The organism is Pseudomonas sp. IT-P253, from assembly GCF_949768125.1.
In the GTDB taxonomy this organism is placed as follows: Bacteria; Pseudomonadota; Gammaproteobacteria; order Pseudomonadales; family Pseudomonadaceae; genus Aquipseudomonas.
The window spans coordinates 1-13,016 of sequence record NZ_CATKPT010000013.1 but is presented as its reverse complement, the minus strand read 5'-3'; the positions used below and the strand labels follow the sequence as shown (position 1 = coordinate 13,016).

Annotated in this window: 12 protein-coding genes; 2 read left to right on the top strand and 10 right to left on the bottom strand. The window is 60.3% G+C overall.

Annotation, left to right across the window (positions count from 1 at the left end; all coding sequences use genetic code 11):
• Window positions 1–473: 473 nt before the first annotated feature.
• Genes ACM6IR_RS09070 through ACM6IR_RS09040 form a run of 7 tightly spaced genes read right to left on the bottom strand, consistent with a single transcriptional unit; the run spans window position 474 to window position 6,819 of the window.
• Window positions 474–1,892, bottom strand: coding sequence for an ATP-binding protein (locus ACM6IR_RS09070; protein ID WP_414907404.1), 1,419 nt, complete (start codon window positions 1,890–1,892; stop codon window positions 474–476).
• A complete protein-coding gene (locus tag ACM6IR_RS09065; RefSeq protein WP_414907403.1) occupies window positions 1,889–2,551 on the bottom strand; it encodes a response regulator in 663 nt (220 codons plus the stop codon). The genes ACM6IR_RS09070 and ACM6IR_RS09065 overlap by 4 nt, the downstream gene beginning before the upstream one ends.
• Window positions 2,552–2,562: 11 nt before the next feature.
• Window positions 2,563–3,207, bottom strand: coding sequence for a tetratricopeptide repeat protein (locus tag ACM6IR_RS09060; RefSeq protein WP_414907402.1), 645 nt, complete (start codon window positions 3,205–3,207; stop codon window positions 2,563–2,565).
• On the bottom strand, window positions 3,204–4,013 hold the full coding sequence (locus ACM6IR_RS09055) for an SDR family oxidoreductase (protein WP_414907401.1): 810 nt from the start codon (window positions 4,011–4,013) through the stop codon (window positions 3,204–3,206). The genes ACM6IR_RS09060 and ACM6IR_RS09055 overlap by 4 nt, the downstream gene beginning before the upstream one ends.
• On the bottom strand, window positions 4,000–4,674 hold the full coding sequence (locus tag ACM6IR_RS09050) for a TenA family transcriptional regulator (protein WP_414907400.1): 675 nt from the start codon (window positions 4,672–4,674) through the stop codon (window positions 4,000–4,002). Before ACM6IR_RS09050 ends, ACM6IR_RS09055 begins: the two co-directional genes overlap by 14 nt.
• Window positions 4,671–6,152 (bottom strand): AMP-binding protein, encoded by a 1,482-nt coding sequence (locus ACM6IR_RS09045; RefSeq protein WP_414907399.1) that lies wholly within the window; start codon window positions 6,150–6,152, stop codon window positions 4,671–4,673. The genes ACM6IR_RS09050 and ACM6IR_RS09045 overlap by 4 nt, the downstream gene beginning before the upstream one ends.
• Window positions 6,142–6,819, bottom strand: a complete 678-nt coding sequence (locus ACM6IR_RS09040) for a thermostable hemolysin (protein WP_414907398.1) — start codon at window positions 6,817–6,819, stop codon at window positions 6,142–6,144. The genes ACM6IR_RS09045 and ACM6IR_RS09040 overlap by 11 nt, the downstream gene beginning before the upstream one ends.
• A gap of 209 nt (window positions 6,820–7,028) precedes the next feature.
• On the opposite strand from ACM6IR_RS09040, the gene ACM6IR_RS09035 reads away from it, so the two are divergent.
• On the top strand, window positions 7,029–7,601 hold the full coding sequence (locus tag ACM6IR_RS09035) for a cytochrome b (RefSeq protein WP_414907397.1): 573 nt from the start codon (window positions 7,029–7,031) through the stop codon (window positions 7,599–7,601).
• A 174-nt stretch (window positions 7,602–7,775) separates the two neighbouring features.
• Here the strand turns inward: ACM6IR_RS09035 and ACM6IR_RS09030 are convergent, their stop codons facing one another.
• Complete coding sequence (locus ACM6IR_RS09030; protein WP_414907396.1) at window positions 7,776–9,584, bottom strand: monovalent cation:proton antiporter-2 (CPA2) family protein; 1,809 nt, start codon at window positions 9,582–9,584, stop codon at window positions 7,776–7,778.
• A gap of 272 nt (window positions 9,585–9,856) precedes the next feature.
• Between ACM6IR_RS09030 and ACM6IR_RS09025 the strand changes: the two genes are divergently transcribed.
• Window positions 9,857–10,762: a LysR family transcriptional regulator gene (locus ACM6IR_RS09025; RefSeq protein WP_414907395.1), complete on the top strand. Its 906-nt coding sequence runs from the start codon at window positions 9,857–9,859 to the stop codon at window positions 10,760–10,762.
• On the opposite strand, the gene ACM6IR_RS09020 is transcribed toward ACM6IR_RS09025, so the two are convergent.
• Together ACM6IR_RS09020 and ACM6IR_RS09015 are read right to left on the bottom strand one after the other, a co-directional pair.
• On the bottom strand, window positions 10,752–11,528 hold the full coding sequence (locus ACM6IR_RS09020; RefSeq protein WP_414907394.1) for a substrate-binding domain-containing protein: 777 nt from the start codon (window positions 11,526–11,528) through the stop codon (window positions 10,752–10,754). The genes ACM6IR_RS09025 and ACM6IR_RS09020 overlap by 11 nt on opposite strands.
• Before the next feature lie 25 nt (window positions 11,529–11,553).
• A complete protein-coding gene (locus ACM6IR_RS09015; RefSeq protein ID WP_414907393.1) occupies window positions 11,554–12,846 on the bottom strand; it encodes an MFS transporter in 1,293 nt (430 codons plus the stop codon).
• Between the last annotated feature and the right edge of the window lie 170 nt (window positions 12,847–13,016).

Here is a 13,016-nt window from a genome sequence, read left to right as displayed (position 1 = left end):
CATTTCTTTGGTAGCGGCGGCTGACGGTCAGGTAGATCAAAAGCCAAAGCCAAAGCAACGGCAGGATCAAGAGCTTCGCGAGCAATGCAGGAGCAAGCTTGCTCCGGGCGGCGTTCCGACGATGAATTCGAAGGCAGCGCATTTTTCCAGACAGCACGCGTTATCGTTCAGGTCCATCGCGAGCAAGCTCGCTCCTACGGTGGATATTGGATCGGCGTAGCGCTTTTGATTCTCACCACTCATCAGGCCGAGCGTTAGCTCGCCTCCAGCTTTTGATCTCGATGCACCGCCACAGCGAGGCACCGAACGAAAGGGACAAAAGCGATTTGGTTACTTTCGTCTGGGCCGGCATTCCGGCTTTTCGAAAGTGACTCGCTGTAAAAGCGAAACCAATAGCGGCCGCTATCCAAAAAACGGATATACACCCAATCAAAGCGTCTCGGATCCCCGAGTCAAAGTAGCACCGCGATCACTCACCCCTCCGACGGCAGTTCGCTGGTGGTGCGCTGCAACGGGCTGCACGAATGACCATCCGGAATCGACAGCGTAGCCCGCAGCCCGCCTTCAGGCCGATTGGCCAGCGTAATCCGTCCCCCCAGCCGAGTCGCGATAGTGTTGACGATGGTCAGCCCCAAACCCGCTCCCTGAGCATTCCCCCGACTGTAAAAACGTTCGAACAATCGCCCGCGATCGGCTTCGTCGATGCCGGGTCCCTGATCCTCGACACTCAGCGAATAGAAGCCATCCCCCTGACTTAGCTGCACAGTGATAACGCCCCCTTTGGGGGAAAAATTGGCGGCGTTACTGATCAGATTGTTCAGGGCAATGTCGATCGCGGCGGCGTCGGCGATCACTTCAAAGGGCCGGTCGTTGACCTCGAACGCCAGCTCAAGATTTTTACTCAGCAACCAGGGTGTTAGCTGGACCAGGCTGTCGCGCACGGTTTCGGTCAAATCGATGCGGTGCAACACCGGCGCCACGGCTTTGGGCTCGAGGCGGGCCATGGTCAACAATTGATTCACCAGGCGGCTGGTACGGTCTACGCCCGCGATCAGAAACTCCAGGGACTCTCGCCGCTCCTGTTCGGTGCCGGCCTCCAGGAGGTTTTGCGCATGCACCCGCAACACCGCCAGGGGCGTGCGCATTTCATGGGCCGCGTCGGCGATGAAGCGACGTTCGCGACCGAGCACTTCCTGTATCTGCGCGAGCATGCGGTTGAGCGCCGCTTGCATCGGTTCCAGTTCACTGGGCAACGGATTCATTTGCAGCGGTTCCAGCGAGCCGCTGTGCCGCACCCGCAAGGTTGCCGCCATATCGGCCAGAGGCTTGAGGCCCCAACCGATGGCCATCCAGACCATCGCCGCCAACACCAGGCTGCCCAGAATATTGGGCCACAGGGTATGGAGAACGATCCGGTCCACCAGGTCCGAGCGCACGTCGTCCCGTTCGCCGACCCAGATGCGCAGGTTGTTCTGTTTGTCTTCGAGCATGAACGCGCGCCAGTGACGAGTGTTCAGGTCCACGACATCGCTGAAACCGGGTTGCGCCGCAGGTACGGTGAAGGAGGGCGCGCTGGCGGTGTGCACCAGCACTTCACCCTTGGCATTCCAGACTTGAAAGGCAATCTTGGATTCATAGGGGTGGCCGTCGACCCTTGGCTCTGCTTCGCCCAAAGCCTTGTTGAACGCCTGATACAGCTCGGAATGTTCCCTGCCGGTCAAGGGCATGCGCATGACACCCTGCAGCAACCGCGCATTCTGGGCGAGTTGGGCATCGTAGACTTCGGCGATTTCGTGGTTGCTGTCGTGCAGGTTGAACGCGCTGATCACCGCCAGGCCGGTGAGCATCAGGCCGATGATCAGCGTCAGGGTACGGCGCCGGATGGAAGTCAACGACGCTCCTCCACCAGGTAACCGACACCGCGGATAGTGCGGATCAGGTCAGTGGAGAATTTCTTGCGCAAGTGATGGATGTGTACCTCCAGGGTGTTGCTTTCAGCTTCTTCGTTCCAGCCGTACAGCAACTGCATCAAATGATCACGGGTCATGACCCTGCCCGGTGGCGAGAGCAATTCGTGGAGCAGCTGATATTCCTTGGGCGTCAGTGCCACCGGCTCGCCCTGGTAACTGACCTGCTGTGTGCCGGGGTTCAGGCTGATGCCGGCGTGTTCGATCAGCGCCTGGGCGCGCCCCGCGCTACGCCGTAACAAGGCCCGCAGACGGGCCTTGAGTTCGGCCAGATCAAAGGGTTTGATCAAGTAGTCATCGCCACCGGCGTCCAGCCCGGCGATGCGGTCTTCGGTGGCATCGCGGGAGGTGAGGATCAGCACCGGCAGGTTGGAACCGGTGTCACGCAAGCGGCGCAACACTTCGAGGCCGTCTATCCCTGGCAGGCCGAGGTCGAGCAGGGCCAGATCAAAGGTTTCGCTGAGCAGCGCATGTAATGCGCTGCTGCCGTCCTGCAACCAGTCGACAGTGTAACCCTCGCGGCTCAGGGCCTGATGAATGCCCTCGCCGAGGGCCACGTCATCCTCGATCAGTAATAAACGCACATGGACTCCTGTCAGTTGAGTTTCTTGTTCACGTCGACCAGCAACGCTTCGATTTCCTTGCGGCGTCCGGCATCGGCGGTTTCCCGACCTGGCCGTGGCGGCGCTTGCAAGGCTTGTTGCAGCGTCGATTTAGCGTCGGCATAGCGTTTCTGACGGTAGAGATGGTCGCCCCAGAAGTACAGACTATCGATGCCGTTCGGGTTAAGTTGCAAGGCCTGTTTGAGTAACTGCCCGGCCTTGTCCGAGTCGCCGAAGCCGATGGGCCAGCCGGGTACGCGATCGTACAGTGCGCCAAGGCTGGTATAGGCCGAGCCTTGCAGGGCTTTTGGGTCCAGGGCCAGGGCCTTTTCCAGGTCGACCTTTGCATCCTTGACCTTGCTCAGTGCACCGAGCCCACCCTGAGAACCCGCCCAACTGCTGGAGACGATGCCGGACCAGATCCAGGCCTCGGCCACCGATTGGCGTTCCTGAGTGAAGGCTGCCGCTTGGGCAGCGAGCTTTTCAAACGCCGCGGTACGTTGCTCCGCCGGCAGTTCGTATTGAATGTGCGCCCAGCTTTGCTGGATGCCGGAGAGGCGTTGCTGGTCAGCGTTGTCCAAGGCCCAGACGCTCTGGCTCAGGGCGCCCAGCAACAGGCATACGGCGAATTTTTTCATGGTTTGAGGTTCTCGTTGTCGGGCTTCTGACTAAGGCGCCGGATCAGTGGCAATTGTTTACGCAAGCCTCGGTCCACCAGGTTGGGCAGCAGGCTGTTTAAACGCACGAAAAAGCGTTCTGGCCAGCCCAGGTACAAGTCGCGATGGTCACCGGCGATCGCGTGAATCACCGCGGAGGCGACGGTATGCGGATCATCGACATTGGATTTGAGTGCGTCATTCAAGGCCTGCGCCGCCGGGCTGTTCATGCTCGTGCGGGTGGCACGCGGCGCGACGTACAACACGCCGACACGGGTGTCCGCCAACTCCCGGCGCAACGCTTCGGAAAACCCGCGCAAGGCAAACTTGGTGGCGCAATAGCTGGCGTAGCCGGGGTAGCCGATAGAACCGTAGGTCGAACCGACGTTGACCACCATCGCGCTCTCGGCTTGCTTGAGCAGCGGCAGTAAGGTTTTGGTCAGGCAGATCGGCGCGCTGATGTTCACCGCCAACATGGCATTGATGTCACTGTCTTCGAGTTGCTCAAGCATGGCGAAGTGATTCACTCCGGCGGCATTGATCAGCAGGTTGATACCGCCGATGGCTTCAGCGGCGGCCAGCACTTTGCGTCGATCGGCAACGAACATCAGGTCGGCACCGACCCAGCACAGGTGTTGCGGATAGCGCTCGAGCAGCGGTTCCAGGGATTCCCGATGCCGGGCTACCGCCAGCACGCGGGCACCACTGGCACACAGGGCCGTGGCGATGGCAAGACCGATGCCGCCACTGGCACCGGTCAGTACAACGCGAGCTTCAGAGAGGCGCATGCAGGTTCTCCCCGTCACGCGGCAGCCCGCGGAACATGTCGGTGTAAAGCGTGTAGACCACTTTGGAGGCGTGAATGACCGCGGCCTGGTCGGCCGGATCGTCGAGGGCGTTCATCAGTCGGCGGTAGGTCTGCATGTGCCCGATGTCCAGGGAACCATGGGAACTGAGGTAGCTGAAGGCCGTTTCCGGCAAGTCCAGACGTGCGCGAATGCTGCCGGCGGCGTGGGTGGCGAGGGCGATACTGGTGCCTTCCAGCACGTTGACCATGCCGAACAGACCTACCGGGTTGTCACGGGCAATCAGGTCGTAGAGAAAGCTGACCATCAACTCGATCGGCAAGGACGGACGACCATCACGCACGGCATCCCTGTTGCCGCCGCAGGCTTCGATGTCGTTGAGCACCCATTTTTCGTGACCGTATTCTTCCTCGATGTATTCGCACACCGCTTCACGCAGCCACTCCAGGCGCAACGGCAAACGCGCGCCACAGGCCATCAACAACGGCACGGTGTGACGTACGTGGTAGTAGGCCTGAGTCAGAAAGGCGCGGTAGCTTTCCAGGCTGACCTTGCCCTCCAGGGCGTCGCAAATGATTGGAAGATTGAACAACGCATGGCGTTCTTGCTGGGTTGCTTCTTGCAGTGTGTCGAAAAAACTCATGACGCGGATTCCTCGGAAAGTGCAAATTCAGTCAGTTGCGCCCGGTAATGCTCGACAATGGCGTCGCGGCGCGGTCGGCCATTGGCGGTCAGCAGGCCATTGGCAGGTGTGAAAGGTTGATCCAGACGAGTCCAGTGATGAACCTGGGCGTAATCGGGCAAGGTCTCGTTGACCTCGGTCACGGCGGCGGCCAGTTCTGCGTCGCTGCAGTCCGGGCGATGGGGCCAGAGCAGCGCATGGTTGCGCGGCATGGCTTCGCCGTAGACGAAGGCCTGAGCGATATGACGGCGCTGGGTCAACTCGGCCTCGACCCACTCCGGGTTCACATTGCGACCGAAACTGGTGACGAACTGATGTTTTTTGCGCCCTCTGAGGTAGAGGAAACCGTCGGGGTCGAATTCGCCAAGATCGCCACTGGGCCACCATTCATCGGTGAATGGCACGTCTCCCAGATACCCCAGCAAAGTTGAACCCTTGATCAATACTTCGCCGTCGTCGGCCAGGCGAATCTCCACATGGGGCAATGGTTTGCCGACACTGCCGGGACGGCGTGCCTGCGGCCGATTGAGGCACACCACCGAGGCGCATTCCGACAGTCCGTAGCCTTCGTAAACCGGAACACCGAGGCGCTGAGCGCGATGCAGCAATTCTTCGCAAACCCGGGCGCCACCTACGGCGGCAAAACGTAATGAGTCGGGCGAAAAGGCCTTTTGTTCGGCGGCGCTGACCAGCATCAACAGCAACTGCGGCACCAGGATCAGGCTTTCAGGAGCTCGGGCGGTCAGGCAACCGAGCAGTCGCGGCACATCAACACCGCTGGCACCCTGAATGCCAAGGGTTTTCTGGCTGGGCAGGCTCAAAGTCGCGCCAGCATAGAGCGCGGCATAGCAGCCCAGATTTTCCAGCAGGATCGCCAGGGGCAGTAACGCGAGGTGATGCTGCGGGCGGGTGGGTTTGCTGGCCTGATCCAGCTCACGGGCGACGCTCAAAATGCTCTCGGCGCTCAGGCACACACCTTTCGGTGTGCCGGTAGTGCCGGAGGTGAAAGTCAGTTTGGCGGTGCCTTCGGGCATCCGGTTCGGGCTGTTGAACGTTTTGAACCAGAACTCACCGGTTTTCTCATACCCGGCTGCTTGCAGCTCAACGTCCAGTTCCGGCTCGGCGATCACCCGTTCTGCGTGACTTTGTTCCAGGCAATGCCTGCGTTGGGCCTGGCTGAAGAAGGGGGGCAGTGTCAGGCAGGTCAAACCTTCGAACAATATGGCGAGGTCCCAAAGCATCGCTTCGGCGCCATTGTTCAGCGCGAGGGCAACCACCTTGACGTTCTCCTCGCGCAGACGCTGTTGGCGATACATGACTTCGGCGTAGAGCTTGGCGTAGTCCAGTGTCAGCTGATCGCCCCACAGCGCGAGGGTGTGGGGCTTGCGTTCGGCGTGGCTGCGCAGGACCTTTTTAAAACGCTCTATTTCAGGCGACATGGCTGGATTCCTCGATGGACGTTGGCAGCCCCAGGCGATTGAACATGCCGATGTTGCGCAAGTGGATAAAGCCGGCGCGGATGTTGCCAACGTGCACCCAAGGCTTGCTCTCGTAGTAACTGCCCCAGCTGTGGCGGTCGTCGCCAAGTCGCTCGGGATCGGCAGCGCAGAGCGTTACGGGTTTCAAGCCCAAGCGAAGAAAGCTGTTTACAAGGCCGATATTGCCGGTGAACGCCACCCATTCCAGGCCGCCCATGGCCAACAGGTACGTGATAGCGATGATGCTCATTCGCGCACTGCCGGTGTCGCAGGCCGCCAGGTTGCCCACTTCGACGATGCCGGACCGGTCCACGGGGCGTTCGGCAGCAGCGCTGATCAGCGGGTCGATCGGTTCATCCAGGTAACGCTCCAGAAACAGTTCGCCGCTGTGTGCCACTCGCACGCCCGCCACCGCACAGAGTTCTCCCGACGCGTTGCTCATGCCGAACAACTCCGGCATGAAATGACGAATGTCAGCCCCATGGGCCTTGCGGAAGCGTTGCTGGATAAAGGTTTCGAAGACTGGACGCTGAGGCTCGTCCTGCAACGCCCTGGCCAGACTCAGCGGCGGGGTTTCGGCATGGCCGAAGTGCAGGGGCAGAGGAATGTTCCAGTCAAAATCGGGCATTGGAAGATGCCTCCCCAGGGTGAATGTGAGAGGAGTATCGGAGGCGTTTCTTAACGGAACCTGAAGGCGGCGAAGAGGCGCGTTCGCAGCTGTCTTCAGATTGCCTTAAGCTTGCGCTGGCACGTTGGCCGCCCAGCGGAGCGGTGACATACCGGATCCAGGCTGCGCGAATGACTCGACAGCCGACAATGACCTTCACGAGGCCCTTTATGACCCGCGAATCAGTGACACAGCGTTACGGAAAACTCTCGATCACCTTGCACTGGCTGATGCTGGCGCTGTTTGTTGGCGTTTATGCCAGCATCGAAATCAAAGGCCTGGTGCCAAAGGGCAACGCCTTGAGGGGATTGTTTCTTGGGTTGCATGGCGTGTTCGGGCTGAGCATTTTTGCGTTGGTCTGGGTGCGTTTGCTCGGCCGCTTGACGCCTCGGCCGCCCATTACCCCGGCGCTACCAAAGTGGCAGATCGGCGCTTCGCACCTGATGCATCTGGCGCTCTATGTGCTGATGATCGCCACACCGGTACTCGCCTGGCTGATGCTCTCGGCGGGGGACAAGCCGATGCCCTATTTCGATTTCTACCTGCCATCACTGGTCGCCGTTGATCCAGACCAGGCCAAGCAGTTCAAGCATTGGCACGAACTGCTCGGCAGCACCGGCTACTGGCTGATCGGCTTACACGCGGCAATGGGTTTGTTCCATCACTATTGGGTCCGCGACAACACCCTGACGCGCATGCTGCCCGGCCGGTCCGGCAATGCCGTCAGTCAGCGTCAGCGATAATCTCGAAGCCGGTGCTGGACCGCAGTCATCTCAGTGGTTAGAAATCTGGTTTGTCTGAATTTCCGCGTTATCGTTCTTCGCGAGCAGGCTCGCTCCCACATGGAGTATGTGTAGTTCACCGGCCCCTGTGGGAGCGAGCTTGCTCGCGATGGGGGCCTGACTGACCCAAAAGGATCAAACCTTGCCGGATTGCTCTTCCAACTGATCGGCCTCAAACAACCTCGCCAGTTCCCCCCGGGCCTCCTGCGCCGTCTGCAACACCTTCGCCGCGTCGTCATACACCGCATGTTGCGCTTCCAGCACCTGTTCGTCGTGATGCTTGAAGCGCTTGATCCGCGCATCGGCCTGGGCCTGGGTCAGTCCGAGTCCGACCAGTGTGCGCCGGCTCATTTCCAGGCTCGAATAGTAGGTTTCCCGAATCGCTTCGGCGCCCAGGTCCATCAAGCGGTGCACATGCTGGCGGTTACGGGCGCGGGCGATGATTTTGATGTGCGGGTACAGCTTGTGCACCAACTCGGCGGTCTTGATGTTGGTGTCTGGATCATCAGTGGCGATGACAAAGTATTGCGCCTGCCCGACCTTGGCCGCGCTGAGGATTTCCGGGCGCATCGGATCGCCGTAGAACACCGGCACGCCGCCGAAACTGCGGGACAGTTCGATGGTTTCCACCGAAGTGTCGAGGGCCACGAACTTGATGTTCTGTGCGCGCAGGATACGGGCGATGATCTGTCCCATCCGGCCCATGCCGGCGATCACCACGCGGGGTTCGTCGGTGTCTATGTCGCGGAATTTTTCCGGTACCACCACCGGCTGCACCTTCGGGCTGACCAGGCGCGCGCAGATCAGCAGCAACAGCGGCGTTACCGCCATGGACAACGTGATCGTCAGCACCAGCAAGTCGTACAGGCGCGGTTCGAACAAGCCCTGATCCCGGCCGATCTTGAACACCACGAACGCAAACTCGCCCCCGGCCGCCAGCACGATGCCCAGGCGAATCGCGCTGACCTTGCCCAAACCACCGGCCAATCGGCCCACAACGAACAGCAGTGGCAGTTTGATAGCGATCAGCAGCAGCGTCAGGCCCAGCACGGTGATCGGCGCGCTCAGCAACAAACTCAGGTTTGCGCCCATGCCGACGCTTATGAAAAACAGCCCCAGCAACAGGCCTTTGAAGGGTTCGATCTGCGCTTCCAGTTCATGGCGATACTCAGAGTCCGCCAACAGCAAACCGGCGAGAAACGCCCCCAGCGCCATGGACACACCGACCAGGTCCATCAGCCACGCCGTGCCAATTACCACCAACAGCGCGGTGGCGGTAGAAACCTCCGGTAGCCCGGTTTTGGCCACGACACGGAACACCGGCCGCAACAGATACCGCCCGCCGATCACCACCACCGCGATGCTGCCCAACACCCGTAAACCGTGGTTCAAGTTTTCGGCAGCGCTGGTGGAGTGATCACCGCCCGCCAGCAGCGGCACCATGGCAATCAACGGGATCGCGGCGATGTCCTGGAACAGCAGAATCGCAAACGCCAGTCGCCCGTGGGGACTGGTCAGCTCTTTGCGTTCGGCCAGGCTTTGCAGGCCAAATGCAGTGGACGACAGCGCCAGGCCAAGGCCGAGCACAATCGCGCTATTGAGGGGCTGGCCAAACACCAGCAACGCCAGCAGGCCAATCACCGAGCCCGTCAGCAGCACCTGCGCCAGGCCCATGCCAAATACCGATTTGCGCATCACCCACAAGCGGCGCGGCGACAGTTCAAGACCAATGATGAACAGCAGCAACACCACGCCAAGTTCGGAGATGTGACTGACGCTTTGTGGATTGCCAATCAAGCCCAGCACCGACGGCCCAATGATGACGCCGGCAAACAAGTAACCCAGCACCGCCCCCAATTGCAGACGTTTGGCCAAGGGCACGGTGAGCACCGCCGCGAACAGAAACACGACAGCGGCTTGCAACAGGTTGCCTTCGTGGGGCATGGCGAAACTCCAGAACTCGGTACGGCCGGGGGGGCCAAGGATAAAGGGTGAGGCTTCATGCGTCAGCCTGAACATGACCTTTGTGTTGACTAATATTGCGCCATAGCAAGCCCGCTCCTACTGGGTTCTAGTGGTAGACGCAAATCCACTGTAGGAGCGGGCTTGCTCACGATAGCGGCCAGGCAGGCGACCAGGATGTAGTTACATATCGCATCAATTGGTTGCATTCATAGGATAAGCTGATCAATAAGTCCGTCCTTCGAGTGCACACCATGGCCATCAATTTCGACCTCAACGATCTGCAAGCCTTCCGCGCCGTGGTCGAACAGGGCAGCTTCCGCAAGGCCGCCGACACCGTGCGCATCTCGCAGCCGGCCCTGAGCCGGCGCATCGAAAAACTCGAAGACGCACTCGGCGTGCGGTTGTTCGAACGCACCACCCGCAAAGTCAGCCTGACCCAGGCCGGGCGCGCTTTCATGCCCAGCGTCGAGCGGCTGCTGGACGATCTGGACGTGGCACTGCTGGGCATCAGCGAAGTCGCCTCGACCCGGCTCGGCCATGTCACGGTCGCGTGCGTCCCGTCGGCGGCGTACTACTTCATGCCGCGAGTGATCGCCCAGTACCACAGCCAGTTTCCGCGGATCAAAGTCAAAGTACTGGATTCCAGCGCCCACGAAGTGCTCAGCGCGGTGGTCAATGGAGAAGCGGATTTCGGCCTGAGTTTCATGGGCACGCTGGAGGCCGAGGTGGATTTCGCGCCGCTGGTGCAGGAAGGCTATGTGGTGGCGTGTCGGCGCGATCATCCGTTGGCAGGGCGCAGCAGCGTGACGTGGGATGAGTTTTATCAGCAGGATTACATCTCGCTGGACAAGACGTCCGGCAATCGTTTTCTGTTGGATCAGGCGCTGACTGGCGTGGTACCGCAGCGGCAGAGCATCTGCGAAACCCGGCATGTGACGACAATGATTGGTTTGGTGGAGGCGGGTTTGGGGGTGGCGGCCGTGCCGTTGATGGCGATGCCGGCGGCAGATCATCCGATTCTGACGCGGGTGCCGTTGACCGATCCGCAGGTGATGCGCAGTGTCGGCTTGATAAAGCGCCGGGGTCGAACCCTGACCCCGGCGGCGTTGGAGCTGGAACGTTTGGTTGTCAAAATGAAAGTCCAGGTCAGCGACTGACCGAGTCCAGTCCGGTGGCTTTCACATCCGGCTGAGCAGCGGAGGAGGCCATGTATTCGAGCAGCGCCTTGGCTTGCGCCGGGTGCTGCGCGCCCACCGGAATGCCGGCAGCGAAGCGTGTTATCGATTGCACCGACTCCGGAATTTTCGCCACAAAACTTACGCCCGGCACGGGCAACAATTCGCTGACTTGTTGGAAGCCCAGTTGGTAGTCGCCGGTGGCAACCACCGAGCCCACGGGGATTTTCGGAATCATCTTCGATTTAGGTTTTAGCTGGTCTTCGATGCCCAGGCGCTTGAACAGCTGGCTCCCGATGTAGACACCGCTGGCGCTGTCGGAATAGGCGACTGACTGGGCGTCGAGCAAGGTCTTTTTCAGGCCATCGACGGAGCTGATGTCCGGTTTCGGCGCGCCTTCGCGCACCACCAGGCCGATTCGCGAATCCGCCAGTTCGACCCGTGACGCAGGGTCGACTTTGCCTTGCTTGATCAGGTCGTCAAGGGCGTAACCGACCATGATCACCACATCGGCTTTTTCGCCGCGAGCCAGGCGATTGGGGATTGCTTCCGGTGTCTTGCCCATCGACGGGCCAAAGGTGGTGTCGAGCGTATTGCCGGTGGACGCGGCGAATTTCGGACCGAGTACTTTGTAGGCGGCAGTGAAACCACCCGAGGTCATCACGCGGATTTCTTCCGCCTCGGCGACGGCGCTCAGGCCGAGGCCGGCCAGCAAGGCCAAGGCTGCAACATTGAATAATTTTCTCATGGTCATTTTCTCGAAATGGGCAGGTTCACGATATCGCTGGTTGCAGGCGGCCAGTTGAGCGGCGATAGAGATAAAGCGTCGCGCACAAGGCACAGAACGCGGCGAAACTCATCCAGTAACCGGGTGCAGCCTTGTCGCCGGTGTACTGAATCAGGAAGGTCGACATCGCCGGGGTAAAGCCGCCGAACACTGCGGTGGCGAGGCTGTAGGCCAGCGAGAAACCGGCGACCCGAACCTCCACCGGCATGATTTCCGTGAGCGCCGCAATCATCGCGCCGTTGTACAAACCGTAGATGAACGACAGCCACAGCAGCACCAACAGCATGTTGAGGAAGCTCGGTGCGTTCACCAAATAGGTCAGCCCCGGATACGCGGTGGCGAGGGTTAGCAGGGTCATGGCGATCAGTACCGAGCGCCGGCCGATGCGGTCGGACAATGCGCCGCCAATCGGCAGCCAGAAAAAGTTCGAGACGCCCACCAGCAAGGTCACCAACAGCGCATCGGAGGTGCTCAGGTGCAGCACGGTTTTGCCGAAGGTCGGCGCGTACACGGTGATCAGGTAGAACGCGGTGGTGGTCAGGGCGACCATCATCATCCCGGCGAAGACAATCACCCAGTTCTGCGCCAAGGTGCGGAACACATCGCCCATGCTCGGCCGATGCTTGCGCGCGGCGAACTCCTCGGTTTCTTCCAGGTTACGGCGCAGGAAAAAAATGAACGGCACGATCATGCAGCCGACGAAAAACGGAATCCGCCAGCCCCAGTCGGCAATCATCGCCGGTGCCATCCACTGATTCAGGCCATAACCGAGCGCCGCCGCGACGATGATCGCCACTTGCTGGCTGGCGGACTGCCAACTGGTGAAGAAGCCTTTGTTGCCGGGTGTGGCGATCTCGGAGAGGTACACCGAAACACCCCCCATCTCTGCACCTGCCGAGAAGCCTTGCAGCAAGCGTCCTATCAGCACAATGGCGGGCGCAAGCAGCCCTATGGTTTCGTAACCAGGCACCAGCACAATCAAAATAGTGCCGCTGGCCATGATCGACAGCGTGACGATCAAGCCTTTACGTCGACCCACATCGTCGATGTAGGCGCCGAGCACCACGGCGCCCAGCGGACGCATCAGGAAGCCTGCGCCGAATGCGGCGAAGGTCATCATCAGTGATGCGAATTCGCTGCTGGCCGGGAAGAACACGGCAGCGATTTGCGTGGCGTAGAAGCCGAAAAGAAAGAAGTCGAACTGTTCGAGAAAGTTGCCCGAGGTGACCCGGAAAATTGCACCGGCGCGAGAGCGCCCGGAAGGACTTGATGTTGTCATTGACCTGTACTCCACCGCTTTTATGACGTGCACTGCCTGGACGCGGTGCACGGTTCTTATTGGGGCGAATGGTGGAGCAGGGCGATCAATATGATAAGTGCATTGTTGGTATGCATTGATGCGTGAAACGGATCAATTGCCGCGACGTTGGTTGTGCCCGGACCACCACT

Coding starts and splice junctions, on each gene's coding strand:
- ACM6IR_RS09040 (WP_414907398.1), bottom strand. CDS start 6,819: ATGCCCGATTTTGACTGGAACATTCCTCTGCCCCTGCACTTCGGCCAT.
- ACM6IR_RS09035 (WP_414907397.1), top strand. CDS start 7,029: ATGACCCGCGAATCAGTGACACAGCGTTACGGAAAACTCTCGATCACC.
- ACM6IR_RS09030 (WP_414907396.1), bottom strand. CDS start 9,584: ATGCCCCACGAAGGCAACCTGTTGCAAGCCGCTGTCGTGTTTCTGTTC.
- ACM6IR_RS09020 (WP_414907394.1), bottom strand. CDS start 11,528: ATGAGAAAATTATTCAATGTTGCAGCCTTGGCCTTGCTGGCCGGCCTC.
- ACM6IR_RS09045 (WP_414907399.1), bottom strand. CDS start 6,152: ATGTCGCCTGAAATAGAGCGTTTTAAAAAGGTCCTGCGCAGCCACGCC.
- ACM6IR_RS09060 (WP_414907402.1), bottom strand. CDS start 3,207: ATGAAAAAATTCGCCGTATGCCTGTTGCTGGGCGCCCTGAGCCAGAGC.
- ACM6IR_RS09015 (WP_414907393.1), bottom strand. CDS start 12,846: ATGACAACATCAAGTCCTTCCGGGCGCTCTCGCGCCGGTGCAATTTTC.
- ACM6IR_RS09055 (WP_414907401.1), bottom strand. CDS start 4,013: ATGCGCCTCTCTGAAGCTCGCGTTGTACTGACCGGTGCCAGTGGCGGC.
- ACM6IR_RS09025 (WP_414907395.1), top strand. CDS start 9,857: ATGGCCATCAATTTCGACCTCAACGATCTGCAAGCCTTCCGCGCCGTG.
- ACM6IR_RS09050 (WP_414907400.1), bottom strand. CDS start 4,674: ATGAGTTTTTTCGACACACTGCAAGAAGCAACCCAGCAAGAACGCCAT.